This window comes from Pseudomonas sp. LS1212, assembly GCF_024741815.1.
In the GTDB taxonomy this organism is placed as follows: domain Bacteria; phylum Pseudomonadota; class Gammaproteobacteria; order Pseudomonadales; family Pseudomonadaceae; genus Aquipseudomonas.
On record NZ_CP102951.1, the window covers coordinates 21,158 to 45,909 of the forward strand.

The following is a 24,752-nucleotide window of genomic DNA, read 5'->3' on the forward strand; positions in this document are numbered from 1 at the left end:
CACTAGCGCCAGCCTTATATGCGGAGTGAGAGCAATGGTAAGCAGTTGGCGTGTGCAACAAGCCGCGCGCGAAATTCGAGCGGGCGCGGTCATTGCCTATCCAACCGAGGCGGTCTGGGGACTGGGCTGTGATCCCTGGAACGAAGAAGCGGTGGATCGCCTGTTGGCAATCAAGTCGCGCTCCGTGGATAAAGGGCTGATCCTGATCGCCGACAGTATCCGCCAGTTCGATTTTCTCTTCGAAGACTTTCCCGAAACCTGGGTGGACCGCATGGGCAGTACCTGGCCGGGGCCTAATACCTGGCTGGTTCCGCATCAGGACATGTTGCCCGAATGGATTACCGGCAAGCACGACACCGTTGCGCTGCGGGTCAGCGATCACCCGGTGGTACGTGAACTGTGCGCACTGGTCGGCCCGCTGGTGTCGACCTCGGCCAACCCGCAAGGCCGCCCTCCTGCGCGCAGCCGCCTGCGCGTGGAGCAGTATTTTCGGGGGCAGATTGACCTGGTTCTGGCGGGCGCGCTGGGGGGGCGCCGCAATCCCAGTGTGATTCGGGATCTGGTGACGGGCGATATCGTACGCCCAGCGTAACTTGGCTTCAGGGCCTCATCGCTGGCAAGCCAGCTCCCACAATTACCCGTGGGAGCGGGCTTGCCCGCGATAGGCCGCAAAGCGGCCTCGATTAAGGCAACAACACCGTCGACCCCATGGTCCTGCGCGCCGACAATTCGGTCTGGGCCTTGGCCGCCTCGCTCAACGGATACCGCTGGCTGATGTCCACCTCCAGCTTGCCGCTGGAAATCATGGAAAACAGCTCATCGGCCATGGCTTGAGTGTTCTCGGCGGTGTTGGCGTAGGAAGCCAGCGTCGGTCGAGTGACATACAGCGAGCCCTTCTGCGCCAGAATACCGAGGTTCACCCCGGTTACCGCGCCTGAAGCATTCCCGAAGCTGACCAGTAATCCACGATGGGCCACGCAATCCAGAGAGGTCAGCCAGGTGTCCTGCCCTACGCCGTCGTACACAACTGGGCATTTCTTGCCATCAGTCAGTTCCAGAACGCGCTTGACCACATCCTCGCGGCTGTAGTCGATAGTCGCCCAGGCTCCCAGTTCCTTTGCCCGCGCCGCCTTCTCGGGTGAGCTGACCGTACCGATCAACTTCACCCCAAGCGCCTTGGCCCACTGGCAGGCCAATGAGCCGACGCCGCCAGCAGCGGCATGAAACAGTATGGTTTCCCCGGCCTTTACGGCGTAGGTCTGGCGCAGCAGGTATTGGACCGTCATGCCCTTGAGCATGACGGCTGCCGCCTGCTCGAAGCTGATCGCCTCGGGCAGCTTGACCAGATTGCTGGCCGGCAGTACATGGACCTCGCTGTAAGCGCCCAGCGGCCCACTGCCATAGGCCACGCGATCACCGACCTTGAACCGGGTGACCTCGCTGCCTACCGCCTCGACCACCCCTGCGCCTTCGGTACCCAGGCCTGAAGGCAGGGACGGGGCTGGATACAGGCCACTGCGAAAATAGGTGTCGATGAAGTTCAGGCCAATGGCCTTGTTGCGCACGCGGACCTGCTGCGGGCCCGGTTCGGCCGGTTCGAAGTCGACTAACTCAAGCACCTCAGGCCCGCCATGGGTACTGAACTGGATACGCTTTGCCATCTGCTATCTCCTCTGTGCGTCCCTGAAAGCTGCTATCGGACGCCATTGCTTGACTGTCGTCAACTGCGGCAGCCCACCCGTGGGTGGTATGCTACGCGCCGAATTTGCCGCCGGCCTTCGGTTAATCCCCAGCGCCGCTCGGCCTTTGCCCGTTTTAAGGTGATGTCATGACTACCCGCACCGAGGCCGTGAAAGCCTACCTGCTCGACCTGCAAGACCGGATTTGCACGGCCCTGGAAAATGAAGACGGCACTGCCCGGTTCGTCGAGGATGCCTGGACCCGTCCCGCTGGCGGCGGCGGTCGTACCCGAGTAATCGAGAATGGCCAGGTCATCGAAAAAGGTGGCGTGAACTTCTCCCACGTCTTCGGCACCGGCCTGCCGCCCTCGGCCAGCGCCCATCGGCCGGAGTTGGCCGGGCGGGGTTTCGAGGCCCTCGGCGTGTCGCTGGTGATTCACCCGCATAACCCGCATGTACCGACATCCCACGCCAATGTGCGCTTCTTCATCGCCGAGAAAGAAGGTGAAGAGCCGGTCTGGTGGTTCGGTGGCGGTTTCGATCTGACGCCCTATTACGCCAACGAAGAAGATTGCGTGCACTGGCACCGGGTCGCCGAGCGGGCATGTGCGCCCTTCGGCGCCGATGTCTACCCGCGCTACAAGGCCTGGTGCGACCGTTACTTTCATATCAAGCATCGCAATGAGCCGCGCGGCATTGGCGGCCTGTTCTTCGATGACCTGAACGAGTGGGACTTCGACACCAGCTTCGCCTTCATGCGGGCCATCGGCGATGCTTATATCGAGGCCTACCTGCCCATTGTGCAGCGGCGCCGGGCGATGGCCTATACCGAGCAGCAGCGTGAGTTCCAGGAATTCCGCCGCGGTCGCTACGTCGAGTTCAACCTGGTCTACGACCGTGGCACCCTGTTCGGCCTGCAGTCCGGTGGCCGCACCGAGTCGATCCTGATGTCGCTGCCACCGCAGGTTCGTTGGGGTTACGATTGGAAAGCCGCGCCGGGCAGTGAAGAGGCGCGCTTGACCGAATACTTCCTGCAGGACCGTGACTGGCTCGGCGAGGCGGATGCACGCGCTTGAGTCTCTTGAGCTGTGGATAACTTCCAATAAGGAAACTGCTTGAATGGACCGTTATGTCGTTTTTGGTAACCCGATTGGCCACAGCAAGTCACCGTTGATCCACCGGCTGTTCGCGGAACAAACCGGGCAGCAACTGGAATACAGCGCCCTGCTCGCCCCGCTGGATGATTTCACGGCGTGTGCCCGGACGTTTTTCCAGGAAGGCCTGGGGGCCAACGTCACCGTTCCGTTCAAGGAAGAGGCTTATCGGCTGGCCAGCAGCCTGACTGCTCGGGCCCAGCGGGCTGGTGCCGTGAACACCCTGAGCAAGCTCGTCGATGGCAGCCTGCAGGGTGACAACACCGATGGTGCGGGCCTGGTGCGCGATCTTGTGGTCAATGCTGGTGTAAGCCTGGCTGGCAAACGGATTCTGCTGCTCGGTGCCGGTGGCGCCGTGCGTGGCGTGCTGGAGCCGATGCTGGCGGAAAAACCGGCCTCCCTGGTAATTGCCAATCGCACCGTGGAAAAGGCCGAATTGCTGGCCGAGCTGTTCGACGACCTTGGCCCGGTCTCGGCCAGCGGCTTCAGCTGGCTCGCCGAACCCGTGGACTTGATCATCAACGCCACCTCGGCGAGCCTGGCCGGTGACCTTCCGCCGATTGCCGCCAGCCTGATCGAGCCGGGCCACACGGTCTGCTACGACATGATGTACGGCAAGGAGCCAACGCCGTTCTGCAAGTGGGCTACCGAGCACGGTGCCAAGCTCGTGCTCGATGGTCTCGGCATGCTCGCCGAGCAGGCGGCCGAGGCGTTCTTCGTCTGGCGTGGTGTGCGCCCTGATACGGCCCCCGTACTGGCTGAACTGCGCCGGCAACTGGCTGCCGGCTAGTCCTCGAAGCGGATCGGGCAGTGCGCTGCCCCTTCCAGCTTGCACAAATCCTCGATCACCTGCGGCCGGGCCCGGCGCAGGGTCAGGCTGCGATCCTGGCGGCTCAGGCGTCGCGCTTCCTGGTGCAGCATTTCAACGCCGGAATAGTCGATAAAGTTGATATGCCGGGCGTCGATGATGACCCTGGGGCTTTGGCTGCGTTGCAGGCGAACCTGCAAATAGTGACTGGCACCAAAGAAAATCGAGCCACCAACCCGCAGAATCTCCTCATCGCCTTCGCGCCATTGATGCACCCTCGGCTGCGAGGTGCGCTTGAGGTAGAAGAACAGCGATGCCAACACCCCGGCATAGATCGCCGTCTGCAATTCCAGCAGCAATGTCGCCACGCAGGTCAGGGCCATGACCAAGAACTCGGAGCGGCTGACGCGAAACAGAGCCCGAATCGCCCGATGATCCACTAACCCCCAACAGATCAACAGAATGCAGCCGGCCATCGCCGGGATCGGAATATGCGCGATCAAAGTCGCACCGGCCACGGCGAACAATGCCACCCAGAGCGCGGAAAACACCCCGGCCAACGGTGAGCAGGCGCCGGCTTCGTAACTCAAGGCCGAACGGGTGAACGAACCGGACGACAAGTAACCGGAAAACAGCGTCCCGACCATGTTCGACAGGCCCTGGGCGCGAACTTCCTGGTTTGCGTCGATCAGTTGCTGGGAGCGCGCGGACAAGGATCGGGCAATCGACAAGCTCGTCACCAGCCCCAGCATCCCGACCGCGACAGCACTGGGCAGCAACCGGAGAACGGCATCCAGGTCCAGCGGCAATGGACTGAACGGCGGCAGTTTGCCGACGAAGGCGTTGACCAGTTGCACATGACCGAAAGCCCCGGGCCATAGCCACACCAGCAGGCTGCTGGCGGCCAGGGTGATCAACAGGACTGGCCAGCGCGGCACCAAAAGCTTGAGGACCAGCCCGCCGGCCAACGTCGCCAGCCCCAGTATCAGTGACGGGTAATCAACCGCACCGACGTGCTCGACCAGGGCCACCAGGCTCTTGAGTGCGGTGGCCTGGTTGGGCAGATCGAGCCCGAGCAGGTTGGGCAATTGCCCCAATGCAATCACCACCGCTGCCCCAAGCGTGAAGCCAAGCACCACCGAGTGCGAGACGAAGTTCACCAGGGCGCCGAAACGCAGTATCCCCAGTAGCCATTGGAATACCCCGGCGATGAACGTCAGCAACAGGATAAGCATGATGTAATCGTCACTGCCGGGCACGGCCAGGGGGCTGACGCTGGTATAGAGCACAATGGAGATAGCCGCCGTCGGGCCGCAGATCAGGTGCCAGGACGAGCCCCACAAGCAAGCGATCATCACCGGGATGATCGCCGCATAGAGACCATACTCCGGTGGCAGGCCGGCAATCAGGGCATAGGCGATGGATTGTGGCAGGGCCAGGATTGCCCCGCTCAACCCCACCAGCAGGTCACGACCGACGCTGGCGCGGGTCTGCCTGGGCAGCCAGGTCAGGAAGGGCAATAGTGTGCGGCGAGTGGGCCAACCCATGGATTTCTCGGTCATCAGTACGCAAAGCCGTTAGGGTGCGGTGTCGCGCAGACATGTGCAAGCCGCACCACGTCAGGCATGGGGGGGCGCTGGCCGGTTACAGCCGGGTCTTGACCTCTGCCAGCGCATCCTTGCCGTCCAGGGTCTTGACCCCGTCCAGCCAGGCCTCCAGTACCGCCGGGTTGGCCTTGATCCAGGCTTTGGCAGCATCGGCATTGCTGACTTTCTTGTTGGCCACCTCGGCCATGATGCTGTTCTCCATCTCCTGGGTGAAGGTCAGGTTGCGCAACAGTTTGCCCACATTCGGACAGGCCTCTGCGTAGCCCTTGCGGGTCAGGGTGTAAACGCTGCCCGTGGAGCCGAAATAGGCTTCGCCGCCCTTCAGATAGTGCATTTTCAGCTGCACGTTCATCGGGTGAGGCGTCCAGCCCAAAAAGGTGATGAAGCGCTCGCGCTTAACGGCGCGGGTGACTTCGGAAAGCATCGCCTGCTCGCTGGACTCGACCAGTTTCCACTGGCCCAGGTCGAAGTCGTTTTTCTTGATGATCTCCTGCAGCGACAGGTTCGCCGGGGCGCCGGAACCGATGCCATACAGCTTCTGGTCGAACTTGTCGGCGAATTTGTTGAGGTCGGCAAAATCACGCACGCCGGCGTCCCAGACATAGTCGGGCACGGCCAGGGTGAACTCGGTGCCTTCGAGGTTTTTGCTCAACTGGACCACATCGCCGTTGGCCACGAACTTGTCGTAGAAGCCTTGTTGGGCCGGCATCCAGTTGCCCATGAATACATCCACCAAGCCGTCCTTGAGGCCGCCGTAGGTGATCGGTACGGCCAGCGTATCGATTTTTGCCTTGTAGCCCATGCCTTCGAGCAGAACGCGAGTAATGGCGTTGGTCGCGGCGATGTCGCTCCAGCCCGGATCGGCCATTTTCACCGTACTGCAGCTCTGTTCGGCCCAGGCTTGCAAACTGGCTGATACCAGGACCATTGCGGTGACGACTGTGGATAACGTTCTCATGACTTCCCCTCGGCTTATGGTTATTGGCAGGGTTGTGGATAACGTGCCTTGCGCTCCAGATCGTCGAGATCGATATGGTTGCGCATATATTGCTGACTGGCATCTACCAGCGGCTGGTGGTCCCAGCTCTTCAGCTTGCCGAGGCTCAACGCCTGGGCGACGAAGCGTCGTCTGCGCTGGCTTGCCAGCACCTGTTGATGGATTGCCGGTATGTCCCATTTGGCCCGTGCCTGGGCAACAAAGGACTCGAACAGCGCCCGTTGTGCCGGAGATTGGCTCAGGTCTTCGCGCTCCTGTGGATCATTGCTCAGGTCGAAGAGCAGGCAGGGATCGTCTTCGCTGTAGATGAACTTGTAGGCGCCACGGCGAATCATCATCAGCGGGCCGACCGTGCCTTCGGCCATGTATTCGCCGAACACTTCATCATGGCCGCCCTCGCCTTGCAGATGCGGGAGCAGGGATCTGCCGTCCAGCGGCAGGTCCGGGTCCAGCTTGCCGCCCGCCAACTCGACCAGGGTCGGCAGCAGGTCGCAGGTCGACACCGCGGCGCTCACCCTTGCAGCGGCGAATTGTTTCGGATCGCAGATCAGCAGGGGTACCCGGGCCGACATTTCGAACCAGTGCATTTTGTACCAGAGCCCGCGTTCGCCGAGCATGTCCCCGTGGTCGCCGGAGAAGACGATCAGGGTGTCGTCGGCCAGTCCCGTCTCTTCCAGCGTCTGCAGCAGCTTGCCGACATTGCTGTCGATGTAGCTACAGGCGCCGAAGTAGGCGCGACGGGCATCGCGGATCTTATCCACAGGCAGGGGCTTGTCCCACAGGTCATACACCTTGAGCAACCTCTGCGAGTGCGGATCCTGCTCGGCCTGGGCCAGCGGGTTCTGTGGCAGGGGGATGTCTTCGTCGCGGTACAGGTCCCAGAACGGCTTGGGAATGGTGTAGGGATCGTGTGGGTGGGTCATCGACACGGTCAGGCAGAACGGCTGATCGCCGTCTTCACGGACATGATCGAACAGATACTGCTGGGCCTTGAACACCACCTCCTCGTCGAAGTCCAGCTGGTTGGTGCGCACACAAGGCCCGGCCTGCAAAACCGAGGACATGTTGTGGTACCAGCTTGGGCGTACATCCGGCTCATCCCAGTTCACCGCCCAGCCATAATCGGCCGGATAAATGTCGCTGGTCAGGCGTTCCTCATAACCATGCAACTGATCCGGCCCACAGAAGTGCATCTTCCCTGATAACGCAGTGCGATATCCCAGGCGCCGCAGGTAATGGGCATAGGTCGGCACATCGGCGGGAAAATCGGCAGCGTTGTCGTAAGCACCGATCTTGCTTGGCAGCTGGCCGCTCACCAGCGTGAAGCGCGAAGGTGCACACAGTGGGCTGTTGCAGTAGGCGGCCTCGAACACGACCCCGGTTGCGGCAAGCCGGCTCAGGTTTGGCAGCTTGATCGGTGATGGCGCATAGAAAGGCAACAGCGGCGCGGCCATCTGATCGGCCATGATGAAAAGAATGTTCTTGCGCTTCATGGGATCACGGCATTCCATAGTGGTCAGTTATGCGAAATTGCTTGTGTCCAGAATGCGATCGCCTGTATGTGGGGTAAAGCCCATGACCTGCAATGACTAGGATAAGCCCTGCTTATGTTTGAAAGTCTTGGAGAACTCTCTCTGGACCTGCTGCGAGCCTTCGAAGCCGCGGCGCGCCAGCGCAGCTTTACCGCGGCAGCCATCGAGCTGGGCACTACGCAGCCCGCCGTCAGCCAGCAGATCAAGCGCCTGGAGGAGCAGCTGGCAACGCGCTTGTTCGATCGTATCTATCGCGGTATCGAGCTGACCGAGGCCGGCACCTTATTGTTCGAGCAAGTCCATATGGGCCTGGAAAGCATCGACAACGGCCTCGCCGCCATCACCGCACAGCAGCAACACGAGGTGTTGCAGGTGGCGACCGATTTTGCCTTTGCCGCCTATTGGTTGATGCCGCGCCTGCACCGCTTCCACCAGGCCAACCCTCAAGTGGACGTCAGCCTGGTGACCAGCGAACGCAGCCACGCCATGCTGCGCACCGATATCGACGTAGCGGTGCTGTTTAGCGACGGACGCTTCAAGCAAGGCGAAAGCCATTGGTTGTTCAGCGAGGAAGTCTTCCCGGTGTGCAGCCCGAAACTCCTTGAAGGCCGCGCCACACCGCTCCCCGCCCAGGCGCTGCTGGAATGGCCGCTGTTGCACCTGCGTGGCGAAACCAGCAGCCACTGGTTCGACTGGAGTGGCGTGTTTCGCGCCCTGGACATCCACACGCCGCCGGCACCGGGACAACTGCGCTTCGATAACTACACCCTCCTGATCCAGGCCGCGATCGCCGGCCAGGGCGTAGCCATTGGCTGGCGGCATTTGATCGACGCCCTGCTCGACCAGGGCCTGCTATGCCGCCCCATTGCCGGGTCGGCAACTTCCTCGCGGGGTTATTACGTGGTGCTGCCCCAGCGCAAGCGCCGGGGGCCATTGATTCAGCGGTTTGTCGATTGGTTGATGCAAGAGCAGAACACAATAGGGCGTTGATGCTCGCCGTACGCCCTTGCATTTCTCAGCACACGAAATTTACATGCTCACTGATATGCAAATTCAGCATCAGCTCATCAGCCAGCCCCGCCGCCACTCGCGATAGCCGGGTGAGCGGTTCGGCCAATCCCGGTTCGAGACTGTGGCTGACCTGGCTGAAATGTTCGATGGTCAGCCCGACAACACCTTTCGGGGCATTGATCAGGGTCCATCGCAATTGGCTGCGTTGCAGCAGGTCGACAATTTGCTCGGCGGCACGAAGCTGCTCGGCCTGTTGATCAGTGGCTGAATCAAGCACGGCAAAATCGCCGATCAACAGCAGGCGGTGTATGTTCGTGAGCTGCATGCCATTGATCAACGTTCGGGTCATGTTGAGTTGCGCCTGGCTATCGTCGGGTGCCAGGGCGTCCAGCAGGCAGATCACCGCCGAGCAGCCCGCAACACTTTGCTTGACCTGTTCGGCATCGTGCAGCCCGCCAGTCTTGGTGCGCAGACCGGGGCGCGAGGTCAGGGCATTGAGGTCGTCGAGAATGGCGATGACTTCATGCTGGCGCCGCAGCAGTTCGGCCATCAAAGCGCTGCCCAGGCTGCTGGGGGCGCCATAGATCACCAGCTTCATTACTGGAGTTTCGGCGTTTTTCATGGCGCAGCTCCTTGATGTCACTCTGGTGTGGATATGACCTTTAACTTAATAATAGGGTTCGGTGCCACGCTACGGCGAGCATGATTTTCAGGAGCCATTGTGCAAAGGATCAAGGGCTATCACGCCCATGTGTATTTCGACGAAAACACCCTCGAGCAGGCGCGCCAATTGTGTGAAGAGGCCTCGCGGCTGTTTCCGGTAACCATGGGGCGGATTCACCAGAAGCCGGTGGGGCCGCATCCGGACTGGAGTTGCCAGTTGTCGTTCGGGCCGGAAGTAGTAGGCGTGGTGCTGCCATGGCTGGCGTTGTACCGCAACGGGTTGGTGATTTTCCTGCACCCGTTGACCGGTGACGAGCTGGCCGATCATCGCGATCATGCCATTTGGATGGGGGCGGTGCGGCCGTTGGACCTGTCGATCTTCACGCAAAGTCTGTAGTCGCTACCGCAGTGGTGCCCAGCTGGGCCGCAAGACCCCTGGCGATCTCGAGACCCTGCGACCGCTTCGCGCTCGAGCGCAGCCTGGCGGCAGCGGCTACATCGACGGTGTGATGCCGGACACTTGTAGCCGCTGCCGAAGGCTCGGTGCGCCGCTGCGCCGCTCGAGCGCGAAGCGGTCGCAGGATGCCAAAATGTCAGTTCAGGCGTGCCTTGTGCACACCATCGGCCAGGGCCGAGCACAGCTCCAGCACATCATTGACAGCCTGCTCCCGAGTAGTGGCGTGGGCGATCCTGTCGACCAGAGCCGAACCAACCACCACCCCGTCTGCCAGGCGAGCGATGGCCGCAGCCTGCTCGGGTGTGCGGATGCCGAAGCCGACGCTGATCGGCAGGTCGGTGTGACGGCGCAGGCGTTCGATGGCACTGCTGACATGCTCGGTGGTCGCGGAACCGGCACCGGTCACACCTGCAACCGAAACGTAGTAGACGAAACCCGAGCTGCGCTCCAGCACGCGCGGCAGACGCACGTCATCGGTCGTCGGCGTGGTCAAACGAATGAAGTCGATTCCGGCTGCCTGAGCCGGGCTTGCCAGTTCGGCATCATGCTCGGGCGGCAGGTCGACGATGATCAAGCCATCAACGCCCGCTTCCTGGGCCTGGGCAACGAATGCCTCGACGCCAAAGCGGTGGATCGGGTTGTAATAACCCATCAGCACGATCGGCGTGGTGGTGTTGTCGACACGGAATTCGCGGACCATTTGCAGGGTTTTTGCCAGTGTCTGCCCGGCATGCAGGGCGCGCAGGGTCGCTAACTGAATGGCCACGCCATCGGCCATCGGATCGGTGAAGGGCATGCCCAGCTCGATCACGTCGGCACCGGCTGCCGGCAGCCCCTTGAGGATGGCCAGAGACGCGTCGTAGCCAGGGTCGCCGGCGGTGACGAAGGTGACCAGTGCCGCTCGACCTTCGGCTTTCAACTCGGCGAAACGTTGTTCAAGACGGCTCATGCCAGCTTCTCCTGATTGTCAGCGGCGGCCATATGGCTCATTACGGTTTGCATATCTTTGTCGCCACGGCCGGAAAGACACACCACCATCAGGTGATCCTTGGGCAGCGTGGGTGCGCGCTTGATCGCTTCGGCCAGGGCATGGGCGGTTTCCAGCGCAGGAATGATGCCTTCCAGGCGGCAGGTGGTGTGGAACGCAGCCAGGGCTTCATCGTCGTTGATGCTGACGTATTTGACGCGTTTCATCTCATGCAACCACGCGTGTTCCGGGCCGATGCCAGGGTAGTCCAGGCCGGCGGAAATCGAGTGGGCATCGGCGATCTGGCCGTCACTGTCCTGCAGCAGGTAGGTACGGTTGCCGTGCAATACGCCAGGTATGCCGCCGGTCAGGCTCGCGGCATGCTTGTCGGTATCGACGCCATGGCCGCCCGCTTCAACACCGATGATTTCCACGCTCAGGTCATCGAGGAACGGGTGGAACAGGCCCATGGCATTGGAACCCCCGCCAACGCAAGCGACCAGGCTGTCCGGCAGGCGACCTTCCTTGGCGTGCAGCTGTTCTTTGGTTTCCTTGCCAATGATCGACTGGAAGTCGCGAACCATTGCCGGATACGGATGCGGGCCGGCCACAGTACCGATCAGGTAGAAAGTGTCTTCGACGTTGGTGACCCAGTCGCGCAGCGCTTCGTTCATGGCGTCCTTGAGAGTGCCGGTGCCGGCAGTCACAGGAACGATCTCGGCACCCAGCAGCTTCATGCGAAACACGTTGGCTTGCTGGCGTTCGATGTCAGTGGCGCCCATGTAGATGACACAAGGCAGGCCGAAGCGGGCTGCAACGGTGGCGGTGGCCACGCCGTGCATGCCTGCGCCGGTTTCAGCGATCAGACGCTTTTTGCCCATGCGCTTGGCCAGCAGGACCTGACCGATGCAGTTGTTCACCTTGTGCGCGCCGGTGTGGTTCAGTTCTTCGCGCTTGAAGTAGATCTTCGCTCCGCCACAGTGCTCGGTCAGGCGCTCGGCGAAATACAAGGGGTTCGGGCGACCGATGTAGTCGCGCTGGAAGTAGGCCAGTTGCTCGAGGAATTCCGGGTCGGCCTTGGCGGCTTCGTATTCACGGGCCAGATCGAGCACCAGCGGCATCAGGGTTTCAGCCACGTAGCGGCCGCCGAATGCGCCAAACAGGCCATTGGCATCAGGGCCGCTGCGGAAGTTGGTCTGGGTCATGTGACGCTCCAGGTGAATTGAATGGGGCTGGCAATGACCCTACTTTACTCACGACAGACGACGATGAAAACCGATAAGATCGCTGCAACCTGTCAGGAAAACTCACACGTACCATGAGCCGTGATCTTCCACCGTTGAATGCCCTGCGGGCATTTGAAGCGACTGCCCGGCTGAACAGCGTCAGCCAGGCGGCCGAGCATCTGCATGTCACTCATGGAGCGGTCAGTCGGCAGCTCAAGGTGCTCGAAGAGCATCTGGGGGTTGCTCTGTTCGTCAAGGATGGACGCGGCCTGAAACTCACAGATGCCGGCATCCGCCTGCGCGATGCCAGCAGCGAGGCCTTCGAGCGCCTGCGCACTGTCTGTAGCGAGTTGAGCCAAGGCAGTGCCGATGCGCCTTTTGTTCTCGGTTGCTCGGGAAGCTTGCTGGCGCGCTGGTTCATTCCACGCCTTGGGCGATTGAAGGCTGAGCTGCCGGATCTTCGTCTGCACTTGTCCGCGGGCGAAGGCGACCTTGATCCGCGTCGCCCGGGCCTGGATGCCTTGCTGGTGTTTGCCGAGCCGCCGTGGCCGGCGGACATGCAGGTGCATGTCCTGGCCAGTGAAAGGATCGGGCCGGTGCTCAGCCCGCATTTCGCCCGTTTTGCCCAACTACAGCAGGCCCCTGCCCGAGCGCTGCTCGGCGAAACCCTGCTGCAGACGACCTCGCGGCCCCAAGCCTGGCCCACTTGGGCACGGCAGAACGGTATTGCAGCCGATGCACTGAGTTACGGTCAGGATTTCGAGCATTTGTATTACTTGCTGGAAGCGGCAGTGGCCGGCCTGGGCATTGCCATTGCCCCGGAACCCCTGGTTGCCGATGACGTCCGGGCTGGTCGCCTGGCGGCACCCTGGGGGTTTTGCGAGACTCCGGCACAGCTGGTGTTATGGGTGCCCAAGCGCGCCGCCGATGGGCGCGCCGAGCAGTTGGCGCAGTGGCTCAGGGCTGAGCTGATGCGCCAGGCAGATTAATCCCTTCTGGACAGCCAATAGGCCGCCAGCAGTCCCAGCGCACCGACGGCAACTCCCGCTGTGGTCCAGGGGTGTTCCTGCGCATAATCACGGGTGGCGGCCCCGGTTTCGCGGGTTTTCACTTTGACTTCTTCATACACATCGCTGAGCAGATGGCGGGAATGGCGGAGTGCGTTTTCGGCATTGCTCTTGAGCGCCTTCAGCGTTCTGCGCGATTCGTCCGAAGAGTCCTCCTTCAGGCTTTCCAGCGATTTGAGCAGACTCACGATCTCCGCTTCCATGCGTTGCAATGAGGCTTTACGTAACGAGGCGTTGGCCATGTTGACTCTCCTGCAGTGATGAGTGGCGTGTGTAGTTTCCGACTCCGCGGGTGGGTGAAAGTGCGATGGGCCTGAATTTTTCTGGCAGATCTGCCCACACAGGTAAATGGTCGGATCGCTGCTAGGCTCAATTTCACACCTTCAGGAGGACCATCATGACTGACCATCACACCTACAAGAAAGTCGAACTGGTTGGCTCGTCACCGACCAGTATCGAAGAGGCGATCAACAATGCACTGGCCGAGGCCGGCAAGAGCATCAAGCACCTTGAATGGTTCGAAGTCGTCGATACGCGCGGCCATATCACAAATGGCCAGGCTGCGCATTTCCAGGTGACGCTGAAAGTCGGCTTCCGAATCGCCAATAGCTGACAAACGGCCAGCAACAAGTGCCTCTGGTTGTTTGCCAGGGATTGCGGTACACAATCCGGGTGCGCTGACAGGCAGGTCGGCGCCCTTTTCTTTTTAATCAGACCAGGGAATGTGACCGATGAAGAAGTTTTTGTTGGCAATAGGTTTATTGAGTCTTGCGGGAACGGCTCTGGCAGCGGGTAAACCTTGCGAAGAGCTCAAGGCGGAAATCGCCGCGAAACTGGATGCCAAGGGCGTGTCCGGCTATACGCTGGAGATTGTCGATAAAGGGACTGCCGCAGATGGCAAGGTCGTTGGCACATGTGAAAGCGGCTCCAAGGAAATCGTCTACAAACGCTAACTCTTGCTCTCGTTCCCGCGCAGAGTGGAACGAGAGCAGTGGGATCAGCCGAGTACGGTTTGCGCCAGAAGCTCGTACGACCGGACCCGATCCGCATGTTCGTACAGATCGCAGGTGAAGATCAGTTCATCGGCTTGGGTCTGCTCGATCAATACCTCCAGCCTGGCGCGGATTTTCTCCGGGCTGCCGACCATGGCCAGGCCCAGAAAGCTGGCCACGGCTTCTTTCTCATGAGGTAGCCAGAGCCCGTCCATGGTGTTCACCGGGGGCCGCTGCATCAGGCTCTGCCCGCGCATCAATGCCAGTATCCGTTGATAGACCGAAGTCGCCAGGTAATCGGCCTGTTCGTCGGTATCGGCTGCCACCAACGGCACGCCAAGCATCACATAGGGCTTGTCGAGCACCGCGGAAGGTCGAAAGTGGTTGCGATACACCCGTATGGCTTCATGCATGTAGCGCGGTGCGAAGTGCGAAGCGAAGGCGTAGGGCAAACCACGTTCACCCGCCAGTTGGGCGCTGAACAAACTCGAGCCGAGCAGCCAGACCGGCACTTCGGTGCCAAAGCCAGGTACGGCGATCACTTTTTGATCAGGCGTACGTGGCCCCAGGTAGCGCATCAGCTCCGCGACATCTTCCGGGAAGTCGTCCGCGCTGCCGGAGCGTTCGCGGCGCAGGGCGCGGGCGGTCATCTGGTCGGAACCCGGCGCACGGCCCAGGCCCAGGTCGATCCGACCGGGATATAGGCTGGCCAGGGTGCCGAACTGTTCGGCAATCACCAGGGGCGCGTGGTTGGGGAGCATCACGCCGCCGGAGCCGACTCGAATGGTAGAGGTGCCGCCGGCCAGATAACTCAACAACACCGCAGTGGCGGAGCTGGCGATGCCATCCATGTTGTGGTGTTCGGCAACCCAGAAGCGGTTATAGCCGAATTTCTCTACATGTTGTGCAAGGTCCAGTGAGTTGCGCAGCGATTCTGCAGGGCCGCGATCCTGGCGTACGGGGACCAGGTCGAGGGTGGAAATCTTGATGTCCGCAAGTCGTTTCATAAACCGTCTACATCTCCTGGGCAGTCATTCGCGCAGGCTGGGTGTATGAAATCCACGCGTCACCCCCATCCCGCCCTTTACTTGTGTGTATGGGCAGATGTGGCAGATTCAATGGCAGTCGACGAACAAGGTGAACTTGCCCGCAGGTGCGGCCTCTGAACTTAAGGCATGGCGCGAACACGTCGCGTTCGAACCTAAGGAGGGAGCAATTCAAGGAGCTGGCCAACAAGGCCAAGACCGGATGCCCGGTCTCCAAGGTGCTTAATGCTACGATCAGTCTGGACGCCACGCTGATCGAATGAACGGAGCAGGCCCGCGCTGGCAGGTGCGGGTCGTTTCGCCTGTGAAGGGGCGTGCGCAAGGTTGCGCCGGGTCAGAATTCGAGTCGGCATTTGGTGGTAGAACAGGAGTTGGCAGGTCAACTGCCGTATCGAGGGAAAACCATGATTCGTATCGCAATCGCTGTACTGGGCACTCTGTTGGCAACCACTGTTCTGGCCAAACCTAAGCCTTGTGAAGAGCTGAAGGCTGAGATCGAGGTCAAGATCCAGGCGCAGGGTGTTACCTCCTATACCTTGGAAATCGTCCCCAATAGCGAAGTCCACGACCAGAACATGGTGGTCGGTACCTGCGATGGCGGTACCAAAAAGATCATCTACCAGAAGAACGACCGCTAAAGTCCGATCGACATCAAATCAGGCAGCGTACATTCCGTTCTTCGGCAACCACTCGTCGCTCGGAATCGTACAGCCAGGCATTGGGCTGCATGGCAATTGCGCGCGCTTCCAGGCGATAGCGCTGGCCTGCCTGGAATGAGTCATAGCGTACCGTCAGGTAGCAGGTTCGTTCCACCGGGTCGGTGTTGAACGCTCCGGAGGGAACCTCGAAATCGAAGCGCACGATCAGCTCGTGTTGGCCTGGAGGCACCTGGAAATAGCGTCCATCGTTCAGGCGTTTGCCATCGAGGCGGTCTGCCATGACCAATTTCCCGGTAATCGTGAACATATCGACCCAGGCCTGCTGCGGGTCAACCGGTGGAAGTGGGCTGGCGCAGGCCCCGAGCGTACTCAGGGTCAGCATAATCAAGGGCTGGCGCATGCTGTGCTCCACAACTGCCTACAGACTGTAAGCATAGCGCCATTATGGGTTTCAGGTGCGCTGGCATCCGGCCGGCTTGCCCTTGCCAACGACATTGCGCTGCTGGTCATACAGCTTGGCCCAGGGCCTGAAACCGATACTTCCAGCTTCCAGCTGATAGTGTTGGCCGGCATTGAAATCCTTGTATTGCACATTCAGCTGGCAGTCGCGCCACAGCGGCTCCGCTTGTGGGCCGATATTGGTCGGTTGCACCGGAAACTGGTAGCGCACGGTCAATTCATGGCTGCCGGGCTGGACCTGGAAAAAACGCTTGTCGGTCCAGTCGCGGTCATCGACCTGCACGGCATGCAAGGAACTGTCCTGGTCGGCGGCAAGATCCACCCAGGCTTGGTTGGGGTCGGGCTTGGGCAGGAAGCCGGCACAGCCGGTCAAGGCTACAAGACTGCTGACAAGTAACATCGCACGCATGGCAAAACTCCGGGCAGGCAGGATAGTCTTGAGTCGGACGGGCACTTGAGCGGGACAACTGACGCAATGACTGGGTTCTTTATTCTGATGCGCTCAAGCCATGGGGCACTCGACCGCTATTGTTACCGCTTGGTTCCCTTGCTGGTAATTTTGCTGCTCAACGGTTGTTCCAGCGTCAGTTACTACAGCCAATTGGCCAGTGGGCAATTACGCTTGCTTCAGGCTCGGGAGCCTGTCTCCAGGGTCGTAGCCGATTCGTCCAGATCGCCGACACTGCGCAAGCAACTGGCCCGTTCCCAGCAGGCCAGAGCCTTTGCCAGCGAGCACTTGCAGTTGCCCGATAACCAGAGTTACCGCCTGTACGCGGACATCGGCCGCCCTTTCGTGGTGTGGAATGTGTTTGCCACGCCCGAGTTTTCGCTGGAACCGCAGACGCACTGTTTCCCTATCGCAGGCTGCGTGGCCTATCGCGGCTATTACAGCCAGAGTGCTGCACGCGGTGCGGCTGCATTGCAGAAGCAGCAAGGCCTGGATGTCTATATCGGTGGTGTCGAAGCCTATTCGACCCTGGGTTGGTTCAATGATCCGATTCTCAGTTCCATGCTCGGCTGGGGCGATGAGCGCCTGGCGACGCTGATTTTTCACGAGTTGGCGCATCAACGGATCTATGTGAAGGATGACACTGAATTCAACGAGTCCTTCGCCACCTTCGTCGAACAGGAAGGTACCCGCCAATGGCGTGCGGCGCGCGGCCTGCCGCCAACCGATGCGAAGCTGACGCGCCAGCGCGATCAATTCACCCGGTTGGTCCTGGACAGCCATAGACGCTTGAAAGCGCTCTATGCCCAGCCGCTGGCGGCGAATGCCATGCGGGTCGCCAAAAGCGCCGAATTCGAGCGCTTGCGCCGTGACTATCGGGAGCTGCGCGACAGCCAATGGGATGGCGTGGGACGATACGATGGCTGGATCAATACACCCATGAACAACGCCAAACTGCTGCCCTTCGGGCTGTATGACCAGTGGGTGCCGGCCTTTGCTGCGATCTTCCAGCAGGTGGGTGGGAACTGGCTGGCATTCTACCGGGAGGTGGAGCGGCTGGGTGATCTGTCCCGGCAAGAGCGCAAGACTGCTCTTGTAGCGGCTGCCGTCATGCTGCGCCCGATCACGCAGTGATCGTGAACTTCTTCGCGCAGCCTGCGGCGGCTGCAAATGCAATCAGGTGCGCAAGAACGCCTCATGCAATTGCGCCAGCGTATCGAAGTGATAAGTCGGCTCTTGCGCCGTCAACTCATCATGGCTGCCAAAGCCATACCCCACCGCTACGCAATCAAGCCCATTGCTCCTTGCGCCGATCAGGTCGTGCTTGCGATCGCCGATCATCAAGGTTTGAGTGGGGTCCAGGCCCTCTTCGGCGAGTAGATGCCTGATCAGTTCGACCTTGTTGGTGCGCGTACCGTCCAGCTCACTGCCGTAGATCACCTTGAAGTGTCTTGCGAAGTTGAAGTGACGGGCGATTTCCCGGGCGAACTCCCAGGGCTTGGAGGTCGCGATGTACAGATGACGGCCCTGCCCTTCGAGGGTTTCCAGCAGTTCGATAACGCCTTCGAAGACCTCGTTTTCATACAACCCGGTGACTTTGAAGCGGTCGCGGTAATGATTCACCGCCTCCCATGCCTTGGCCTCATCGAAGCCGTAGAACTGCATGAATGCCTGCAACAACGGCGGGCCGATGAAGTGCTCGAGTTTGCCAAGGTCCGGCTCGTCGATGCCCAGCTTGGCCAAGGCGTACTGGATCGAGCGGGTGATACCTTCTCGCGGATCGGTCAGGGTGCCGTCCAGGTCGAACAGAATATTTTGATAGTGCATGGAAATCCCGAAAATGGTCTGTGGATAACTCATTCGGCCAGGTCGTAGCCTTGCGCCAGGTGCTGGTCCTTGAGTTTCACGTAGTTGGCGGCGCTGTAGGGGAAGAATGCGCGTTCCTTTTCCGTCAGTGCCCGCGCCTGCTTGACCGGGCTGCCCACATACAGGAAACCGCTATCCAGACGCTTGCCCGGCGGCACCAGGCTGCCTGCGCCGATGATCACTTCGTCTTCGACCACGGCCCCGTCCATGATCGTGCTGCCCATGCCGATCAGGATCCGATTGCCAACGGTGCAGCCATGCAGCATCACCTTGTGGCCGATGGTCACGTCGTTGCCGATCAGCAACGGAAAGCCGTCGGGGTTGAAGGGCCCGGCGTGGGTGATGTGCAGGACGCTGCCATCCTGCACGCTGGTGCGGGCGCCGATACGGATACGGTGCATGTCCCCGCGAATGACGGTCAGCGGCCAGACCGAACTGTCGGCACCGATCTCGACGTCGCCTATCACCACTGCCGAGCGGTCGACAAAGGCCCGTTCGCCCAATGACGGCGTGTGGTTCTGGAAAGTGCGAATGGCCATGATTGATTCCTTCTTTAACACTTATAGATGGGCCGATAGCTGCGGCCAGCGTCGATTGTAATTAAGATGTCCCGGTGTTTCTTCCTGCCAAGGTGTTTAACCGTGAGTGCGACCAACCCGCTACTGCAGTCTTATGATTTACCTCCGTTCTCGGCGATTCGTGCCGAGCACGTGCAGCCGGCGATTGATCAGATCCTGGCCGACAACCGTGCCGCCATTGCGAAAATCCTCGAAACCCAGCATCAGCAACCGACCTGGGCCGGCCTGGTATTGGCCATGGACGAGCTCAATGATCGCCTGGGCTCTGCCTGGAGCCCGGTCAGCCACCTTAACGCAGTCTGCAACAGCCCTGAACTGCGCGAGGCCTATGAGGCCTGCCTGCCTGCGCTGAGTGCCTACGCGACCGAGCTGGGGCAAAACCGCGAGCTGTTCCAGGCCTTCGAAGCCCTGGCCAGCGGGCCCGAAGCCGCCGGCTTCGAGGTCGCCCAGAAAACCATCATCGAACATTCGCTGCGCGATTTCCGCCTGTCGGGCATTGACCTGCCAGCCGATCAGCAAAAACGCTATGCCGAAGTCCAGAGCAAACTCTCGGAACTGGGCAGCCGTTTTTCCAATCAATTGCTCGACGCCACCCAAGCCTGGACCAAACACGTCACCGACGAAGCAGCCCTGGCCGGCCTGACCGATTCGGCCAAGGCCCAGATGGCGGCGGCGGCCAAGGCCAAGGACCTTGATGGCTGGCTGATCAGCCTGGAGTTTCCGAGCTACTTCGCGGTGATGACCTATGCCGAAGATCGCGCCTTGCGTGAAGAGGTCTATGCCGCCTACTGCACGCGTGCCTCCGATCAGGGGCCGCATGCCGGCCAGAACGACAACGGCCCGGTGATGCGCGAGATCCTCGATCTGCGCCAGGAGTTGGCCGAGCTGTTGGGTTTTGCCAACTATGCCGAGCTCAGCCTGGCCACCAAGATGGCCGAATCCAGCGACCAGGTACTGAGCTTCCTGCGTGACCTGGCCAAGCGCAGCAAGCCGTTTGCCGTCCAGGACCTGGAGCAGCTCAAGGCGTACGCCGCCGAGCAAGGCTGCCCGGACCTGCAAAGCTGGGACAGCGGGTTCTATGGCGAGAAACTCCGAGAGCAACGCTACAGCGTGGCTCAGGAAGCCTTGCGCGCCTATTTTCCGATCGACAAGGTCCTGAGCGGCCTGTTCGCCATCGTCCAGCGCCTCTACGGCATCGAAATCGCCGAGCTGAAAGGCTTCGATACCTGGCACCCGGACGTTCGCCTGTTCGAGATCAAGGAAAACGGCCAGCACGTCGGTCGCTTCTTCTTCGACCTCTACGCCCGCGCCAACAAGCGTGGCGGTGCCTGGATGGACGGGGCTCGCGACCGTCGTCGTACGGCAGCGGGCGAGCTGCAAAACCCGGTGGCCAACCTGGTCTGCAACTTCACGCCGGCAGTGGGCGGCAAGCCTGCGCTGCTGACCCATGACGAAGTCACCACCCTGTTCCACGAATTCGGCCATGGCCTGCATCACCTGTTGACCCGCGTCGAGTATTCCGGTGTTTCCGGCATCAATGGCGTGGCCTGGGATGCAGTCGAGCTGCCGAGTCAGTTCATGGAAAACTGGTGCTGGGAACCGGAAGGCCTGGCGCTGATCTCCGGCCACTACGAGACCGGCGAACCACTGCCGCAAGACCTGCTGGAAAAAATGCTGGCCGCGAAGAACTTCCAGTCCGGGCTGATGATGGTTCGCCAGCTGGAGTTCTCCCTGTTCGACTTCGAAATGCATACGCACCACAGTGATGGCCGCAGCGCGCTGGAGGTGCTCGAATGCGTGCGCGACGAAGTCTCGGTCATGCGTCCTCCGCCCTACAACCGCTTTCCCAACAGCTTTGCGCACATCTTTGCCGGCGGCTACGCGGCTGGTTACTACAGCTACAAATGGGCTGAAGTGCTGTCTGCCGATGCGTTCTCGCGCTTCGAGGAAGAAGGCGTGCTCAATGCCGAAACCGGCCGCGCCTTCCGCGAGGCCATTCTGGCCCGTGGCGGTTCTCAGGAGCCAATGGTGCTGTTCGTCGATTTCCGCGGACGCGAGCCGTCGATTGACGCACTCTTGCGCCACTGTGGTCTGAGTGAGGAAGCGGCAGCATGAGCGATGCGCCCATGAACAAAACGAAAAAACGCTTCATCGCCGGGGCTGTCTGCCCGGCATGCAGCGAACCGGACAAGCTGATGATGTGGAACGAGAACGACGTTCCGCACCGTGAGTGCGTGGCCTGCGGTTATTCCGATACCCTTAACGAGCAGGGTCAATCGGTGCCGAAAGAGCTGGGTACGCGGGTCAACGTGACGGCACCCAAAGCAGCCAATCCGAAGGTGCAGACGGTGCAGTTCTTCCCCAATCCCAAACTGAAAAAGCCCGACAGTCAGTAAAAGTCGACTTTCAGGGGGGAGGGAGCTTCCTTCTGAAAGTTTGTTTGTTTGGCTCCTAAGGTGTGCGGGCATCCGCAAACCTCAGGAGCGACAACATGAACAGCGAAAACCCTTTGTTGCAGGCATTCGACCTGCCCCCTTATTCGACGATTCGCATCGAACACCTCCAGTCGGCGATTGAAACGATCATTGCTGACAATGGCAAAGCACTAGCTCAAATTGTTCACAGTCAAACGACGGATCCCACCTGGGATGGATTGGTTTTGCCCGTCGATGCGCTCGATCAGCGTCTTGACCATGTGAGTCGATCCATTTTTCCACTCAGTTTCAGAGGCGGTGAATGGGAAGAGGCGTTTGGTATCTGTTACGGCATGGTGCTTGGTTACCAGGCTGAAACACTACAAAACCAGGATTTGTACGACTGCTATAAAGCGCTCGCAAGCAGCGCTGATGCGGCCGACTTCGACATTGAGCGCAAGCGTCTGCTCCAGCGACGGTTACGCGAATTTCGCTTGGCGGGAAGTGAGCTGACACTCAGCAATAAGCTGCAACTTGCAAAAACAAACGAAGCGATCAGAACACTCGAAGCGCAGTATCTTGAAAATTTGAACCCCGACAGTACCTGGAGCGAGCTCGTTACCGATGAAATGTATCTGGAAGGTTTGCCAGCGGCCAGCAAAGCGCTAATCGCTACCGATGAGGGTTGGTTGGTCAAACTGGATGAAAATACGTACAACGCAGTAATCCAGTACGCGGACAGACGCGCCCTGCGTGAAGCCGCTTATACCGCATATACAACTCGGGGCAGTGAGAATGGCTCGGTGTTACAGGCAATGCTTCGTCTGCGACATGAAAAAGCCAATCTGTTGGGTTTTTCCAACTACGCAGCGTTGAGCCTGGAAACCAAGGACGCTGAGTCGACCGACGAAGTACTGGCTTTTTTACGTGACCTCGTGAAACAGGGGAAACCGCTGCTCGACCGTGAGGCGGAGCAACTGAAAGACTTCGCCCGCGCGCAGGGCCTGAGCGAATTGCAAGCCTGGGATTATGAGTACTGCGTGCAAAAATACCGGCAAGATCACTATGGGGTTTCTGAAGCAAAACTGCGCGAGTACTTCCCCGTCGAGCATGTTCTTCAACGCCTCATGCAAATTGCCCAAGACCTGTTTGGCGTTACCTTTGTCGAGCAAACGTCATTCGATGGCTGGCATGAGCAGGCACGACTTTATGCCGTTCATGAAAATGGCAAATCCATTGGGTATATAGCGATCGATATTTTTGCGCGCAGCGGCAAGCCCGAAATTTGTTTTGAATTTACGGTGCGCAGTCGGCATATCACATCGGATGGTGAGTTAAAGAAGCCAGTCAATGTGCTGCTGTGTAACTTTGTACCGGCTATAGCCGGCGCGCCGGCGTTGTTGAGTCATTTGGAGCTTCGCAAACTGTTCCACGAGTTCGGGCATTGTCTGGCCCTCTCTTGTGAGTGCTTGGTTTCCATATACTCTCATTACCAATCCGCAGAGAAAGCGCCTGCGCAAATGATCAAGGATTGGCTGGCCTCGCAAAAGGTCCAGTCCGGCCTTGAATTGGCCAAGAATTTGAGAGCGGCCCTTATCGACTTTGAACTGCATGTCGACTCTAATCTGGGACGCGGTATACAAGCAGTATCCGACAAAGTCACCCGCGAAGTCCTCGCCTTGCCGCTTCCGGCGAATGACCGCTTTGCCAATGGTTTCGACTATATAGTGACAGGCTATGAAGCAGGTTATTACGTTTACAAATGGGCAGAAGTGTTTGCCGCCGATACCTTCTCCCGCTTTGAGGAAGACGGCCTGTTCAACCCTGTGACGGGCCAAGCGTTGCGCGACAGCATCTTCGCCTCGAGCGCTTCGCAATCCATGGCGGCGTCATTCCAGGCATTTCGCGGGCGAGCGTTATCCAATCAAGCATTCCTGCGCCAGTCAGGCTGATTGAATAGAACGTAGATCTTTCTGCCCAGCGGACCTAGGCAGCGCCTCGACCTCTCTGTACTGTATATAAAACCAGTACCGAGAGCCTGCGCATGCCCACGCCCCTGCCCCACGCGGTCGCGGCACCGCCACCAATCCGCATAATCGCTTCGCGCCGAACCGTTCGGTGGCCGAGGATGATGGCTGGTACCAGGAAGTGCCGCTGACCCAAGGCACGGAGATCCGGATCGAGACGGCCAAGACCATCATCACCCGCAACAACTCGCCGGACCTGCCCTTCGATCGCTCGATCAACCCCTATCGCGGCTGTGAGCATGGTTGTATCTATTGCTATGCGAGGCCCAGCCACGCCTATTGGGATCTCTCCCCCGGCCTGGATTTCGAGACCAGGCTGATCGCCAAGACCAACGCAGCCGCGCTGCTGGAGCAGCAACTCTCCAAGCCGGGCTATGTCTGTGCGCCCATCAACCTGGGCTCCAACACGGATCCCTACCAGCCCATCGAGCGCGAGCAAAAGCTGACCCGACGCCTGCTCGAGGTGCTGCTGCGCTATCGCCATCCGGTGACTATCGTCACCAAGGGTTCGCTGATCCTGCGCGATCTCGATCTGCTCGTGGAACTTGCACAACAGCGGCTGGTGGCAGTGATGATCAGCCTGACCACGCTGGACGACGAACTCAAGCGCATTCTGGAGCCGCGCGCGGCAGCGCCCAAGGCCCGGCTGCGGGCGATCAGGGTGATGCGCGAGGCCGGTATTCCAGTGGGGGTACTGTGTTCACCGATGATTCCGATGATCAATGACAGCGAACTGGAAAACCTGCTGGGCGAAGCCAAGGGTGCAGGGGCGTTGAGCGCGGCCTACATGATGCTGCGCCTGCCGCTGGAAGTCGCTCCGCTGTTCGAGGAGTGGTTGCAGGCCCATTACCCGCAACGCGCCGCCCATGTGCTTAGCTTGATCAGGCAAAGCCGGGGCGGTGAGTTGTATGACAGCCGCTTTGGTGCGCGCATGCGCGGCGAGGGGGTGTTCGCCGACCTGCTGGCGCAACGGTTTGCGGTGGCGATCAAGCGTCTGGGCATGAATCGGCGTGAGGGCTATCAACTCGATTGCAGCGCGTTTTGCCCGCCTGGAGGGCAGATGTCCTTGCTGTAATTCGGGTGTCATCGCAATGA

At 60.2% G+C, this 24,752-nt stretch carries 26 protein-coding genes and 2 pseudogenes; 15 read left to right on the forward strand and 13 right to left on the reverse strand.

All coding sequences use genetic code 11. The features are described 5' to 3' along the window. Positions 1-34: 34 nt before the first annotated feature. Positions 35-592, forward strand: coding sequence for an L-threonylcarbamoyladenylate synthase (locus NVV94_RS00100; protein ID WP_258445259.1), 558 nt, complete (start codon positions 35-37; stop codon positions 590-592). Between the two features lie 91 nt (positions 593-683). On the opposite strand, the gene NVV94_RS00105 is transcribed toward NVV94_RS00100, so the two are convergent. Further along, entirely contained in the window at positions 684-1,661 is a 978-nt protein-coding gene (locus NVV94_RS00105; RefSeq protein WP_258445260.1) for an NADPH:quinone reductase, read from the reverse strand. Positions 1,662-1,828: 167 nt separating this feature from the next. Here NVV94_RS00105 and hemF point away from each other — a divergent pair, with 167 nt between their 5' ends. Beyond that, positions 1,829-2,755, forward strand: coding sequence for an oxygen-dependent coproporphyrinogen oxidase (gene hemF / locus NVV94_RS00110; protein ID WP_258445261.1), 927 nt, complete (start codon positions 1,829-1,831; stop codon positions 2,753-2,755). A gap of 43 nt (positions 2,756-2,798) precedes the next feature. Beyond that, on the forward strand, positions 2,799-3,623 hold the full coding sequence (gene aroE, locus NVV94_RS00115; RefSeq protein ID WP_258445262.1) for a shikimate dehydrogenase: 825 nt from the start codon (positions 2,799-2,801) through the stop codon (positions 3,621-3,623). On the opposite strand, the gene NVV94_RS00120 is transcribed toward aroE, so the two are convergent. The 3 genes from NVV94_RS00120 to betC all read right to left on the reverse strand — a co-directional run bounded on the left by NVV94_RS00120 (position 3,620) and on the right by betC (position 7,738). Then, positions 3,620-5,188, reverse strand: a complete 1,569-nt coding sequence (locus tag NVV94_RS00120) for a SulP family inorganic anion transporter (RefSeq protein WP_258445263.1) — start codon at positions 5,186-5,188, stop codon at positions 3,620-3,622. The two genes, aroE and NVV94_RS00120, sit on opposite strands and share 4 nt — an antisense overlap. A 97-nt stretch (positions 5,189-5,285) precedes the next feature. After that, a complete protein-coding gene (gene choX, locus NVV94_RS00125; protein ID WP_258445264.1) occupies positions 5,286-6,206 on the reverse strand; it encodes a choline ABC transporter substrate-binding protein in 921 nt (306 codons plus the stop codon). A gap of 20 nt (positions 6,207-6,226) precedes the next feature. After that, complete coding sequence (betC, locus tag NVV94_RS00130; protein ID WP_258445265.1) at positions 6,227-7,738, reverse strand: choline-sulfatase; 1,512 nt, start codon at positions 7,736-7,738, stop codon at positions 6,227-6,229. Positions 7,739-7,852: 114 nt separating this feature from the next. Here betC and NVV94_RS00135 point away from each other — a divergent pair, with 114 nt between their 5' ends. After that, on the forward strand, positions 7,853-8,767 hold the full coding sequence (locus tag NVV94_RS00135) for a choline sulfate utilization transcriptional regulator (protein WP_258445266.1): 915 nt from the start codon (positions 7,853-7,855) through the stop codon (positions 8,765-8,767). A gap of 25 nt (positions 8,768-8,792) precedes the next feature. Here NVV94_RS00135 and NVV94_RS00140 read toward each other — a convergent pair whose 3' ends face one another. Further along, positions 8,793-9,410: an NAD(P)-dependent oxidoreductase gene (locus NVV94_RS00140; RefSeq protein WP_258445267.1), complete on the reverse strand. Its 618-nt coding sequence runs from the start codon at positions 9,408-9,410 to the stop codon at positions 8,793-8,795. 99 nt (positions 9,411-9,509) lie between these two features. Here NVV94_RS00140 and NVV94_RS00145 point away from each other — a divergent pair, with 99 nt between their 5' ends. After that, entirely contained in the window at positions 9,510-9,848 is a 339-nt protein-coding gene (locus NVV94_RS00145) for a DOPA 4,5-dioxygenase family protein (protein ID WP_258445268.1), read from the forward strand. Positions 9,849-10,044: 196 nt separating this feature from the next. Here NVV94_RS00145 and trpA read toward each other — a convergent pair whose 3' ends face one another. Together trpA and trpB are read right to left on the reverse strand one after the other, a co-directional pair. Next, a complete protein-coding gene (trpA, locus tag NVV94_RS00150) occupies positions 10,045-10,857 on the reverse strand; it encodes a tryptophan synthase subunit alpha (protein ID WP_258445269.1) in 813 nt (270 codons plus the stop codon). After that, positions 10,854-12,080, reverse strand: a complete 1,227-nt coding sequence (gene trpB / locus NVV94_RS00155; protein ID WP_258445270.1) for a tryptophan synthase subunit beta — start codon at positions 12,078-12,080, stop codon at positions 10,854-10,856. The genes trpA and trpB overlap by 4 nt, the downstream gene beginning before the upstream one ends. A 113-nt stretch (positions 12,081-12,193) precedes the next feature. Here trpB and NVV94_RS00160 point away from each other — a divergent pair, with 113 nt between their 5' ends. After that, positions 12,194-13,090 (forward strand): LysR family transcriptional regulator, encoded by an 897-nt coding sequence (locus NVV94_RS00160; RefSeq protein WP_258445271.1) that lies wholly within the window; start codon positions 12,194-12,196, stop codon positions 13,088-13,090. Here NVV94_RS00160 and NVV94_RS00165 read toward each other — a convergent pair. Continuing rightward, entirely contained in the window at positions 13,087-13,410 is a 324-nt protein-coding gene (locus NVV94_RS00165) for a YqjD family protein (RefSeq protein ID WP_258445272.1), read from the reverse strand. The two genes, NVV94_RS00160 and NVV94_RS00165, sit on opposite strands and share 4 nt — an antisense overlap. A 155-nt stretch (positions 13,411-13,565) precedes the next feature. Between NVV94_RS00165 and NVV94_RS00170 the strand changes: the two genes are divergently transcribed. Further along, complete coding sequence (locus NVV94_RS00170; RefSeq protein WP_258445273.1) at positions 13,566-13,781, forward strand: dodecin; 216 nt, start codon at positions 13,566-13,568, stop codon at positions 13,779-13,781. A gap of 118 nt (positions 13,782-13,899) precedes the next feature. Then, positions 13,900-14,121 carry a DUF1161 domain-containing protein gene (locus tag NVV94_RS00175; RefSeq protein ID WP_258445274.1) on the forward strand — a complete coding sequence of 74 codons (222 nt, stop codon included), beginning with the start codon at positions 13,900-13,902 and terminating at the stop codon, positions 14,119-14,121. Positions 14,122-14,165: 44 nt separating this feature from the next. Here NVV94_RS00175 and NVV94_RS00180 read toward each other — a convergent pair whose 3' ends face one another. After that, on the reverse strand, positions 14,166-15,167 hold the full coding sequence (locus tag NVV94_RS00180) for an LLM class flavin-dependent oxidoreductase (protein ID WP_258445275.1): 1,002 nt from the start codon (positions 15,165-15,167) through the stop codon (positions 14,166-14,168). A gap of 215 nt (positions 15,168-15,382) precedes the next feature. Here NVV94_RS00180 and NVV94_RS00185 point away from each other — a divergent pair. Both NVV94_RS00185 and NVV94_RS00190 read left to right on the forward strand, forming a co-directional pair. Next, a pseudogene (locus NVV94_RS00185) lies at positions 15,383-15,469 on the forward strand (OsmC family peroxiredoxin); the annotation flags it as partial. Positions 15,470-15,610: 141 nt separating this feature from the next. Continuing rightward, complete coding sequence (locus NVV94_RS00190) at positions 15,611-15,844, forward strand: DUF1161 domain-containing protein (protein WP_258445276.1); 234 nt, start codon at positions 15,611-15,613, stop codon at positions 15,842-15,844. Positions 15,845-15,857: 13 nt separating this feature from the next. Here NVV94_RS00190 and NVV94_RS00195 read toward each other — a convergent pair whose 3' ends face one another. Continuing rightward, complete coding sequence (locus NVV94_RS00195; protein WP_258445277.1) at positions 15,858-16,265, reverse strand: hypothetical protein; 408 nt, start codon at positions 16,263-16,265, stop codon at positions 15,858-15,860. Between the two features lie 51 nt (positions 16,266-16,316). After that, on the reverse strand, positions 16,317-16,733 hold the full coding sequence (locus tag NVV94_RS00200; protein WP_258445278.1) for a hypothetical protein: 417 nt from the start codon (positions 16,731-16,733) through the stop codon (positions 16,317-16,319). A gap of 66 nt (positions 16,734-16,799) precedes the next feature. Between NVV94_RS00200 and NVV94_RS00205 the strand changes: the two genes are divergently transcribed. Then, positions 16,800-17,906, forward strand: a complete 1,107-nt coding sequence (locus NVV94_RS00205; protein ID WP_408733440.1) for an aminopeptidase — start codon at positions 16,800-16,802, stop codon at positions 17,904-17,906. Positions 17,907-17,948: 42 nt separating this feature from the next. Here the strand turns inward: NVV94_RS00205 and NVV94_RS00210 are convergent, their stop codons facing one another. After that, positions 17,949-18,599 carry an HAD family hydrolase gene (locus NVV94_RS00210; protein WP_258445279.1) on the reverse strand — a complete coding sequence of 217 codons (651 nt, stop codon included), beginning with the start codon at positions 18,597-18,599 and terminating at the stop codon, positions 17,949-17,951. Between the two features lie 29 nt (positions 18,600-18,628). Continuing rightward, a complete protein-coding gene (locus tag NVV94_RS00215; RefSeq protein WP_258445280.1) occupies positions 18,629-19,177 on the reverse strand; it encodes a gamma carbonic anhydrase family protein in 549 nt (182 codons plus the stop codon). A gap of 66 nt (positions 19,178-19,243) precedes the next feature. Between NVV94_RS00215 and prlC the strand changes: the two genes are divergently transcribed. The 4 genes and pseudogenes from prlC to NVV94_RS00235 all read left to right on the forward strand — a co-directional run bounded on the left by prlC (position 19,244) and on the right by NVV94_RS00235 (position 24,732). Beyond that, a complete protein-coding gene (gene prlC, locus NVV94_RS00220; protein WP_258445281.1) occupies positions 19,244-21,331 on the forward strand; it encodes an oligopeptidase A in 2,088 nt (695 codons plus the stop codon). Beyond that, on the forward strand, positions 21,328-21,612 hold the full coding sequence (locus tag NVV94_RS00225; protein WP_258445282.1) for a YheV family putative zinc ribbon protein: 285 nt from the start codon (positions 21,328-21,330) through the stop codon (positions 21,610-21,612). The genes prlC and NVV94_RS00225 overlap by 4 nt, the downstream gene beginning before the upstream one ends. A 95-nt stretch (positions 21,613-21,707) precedes the next feature. Beyond that, complete coding sequence (locus NVV94_RS00230) at positions 21,708-23,582, forward strand: M3 family metallopeptidase (RefSeq protein WP_258445283.1); 1,875 nt, start codon at positions 21,708-21,710, stop codon at positions 23,580-23,582. Between the two features lie 92 nt (positions 23,583-23,674). After that, positions 23,675-24,732, forward strand: a pseudogene (locus NVV94_RS00235) (PA0069 family radical SAM protein). Positions 24,733-24,752: the final 20 nt, after the last annotated feature.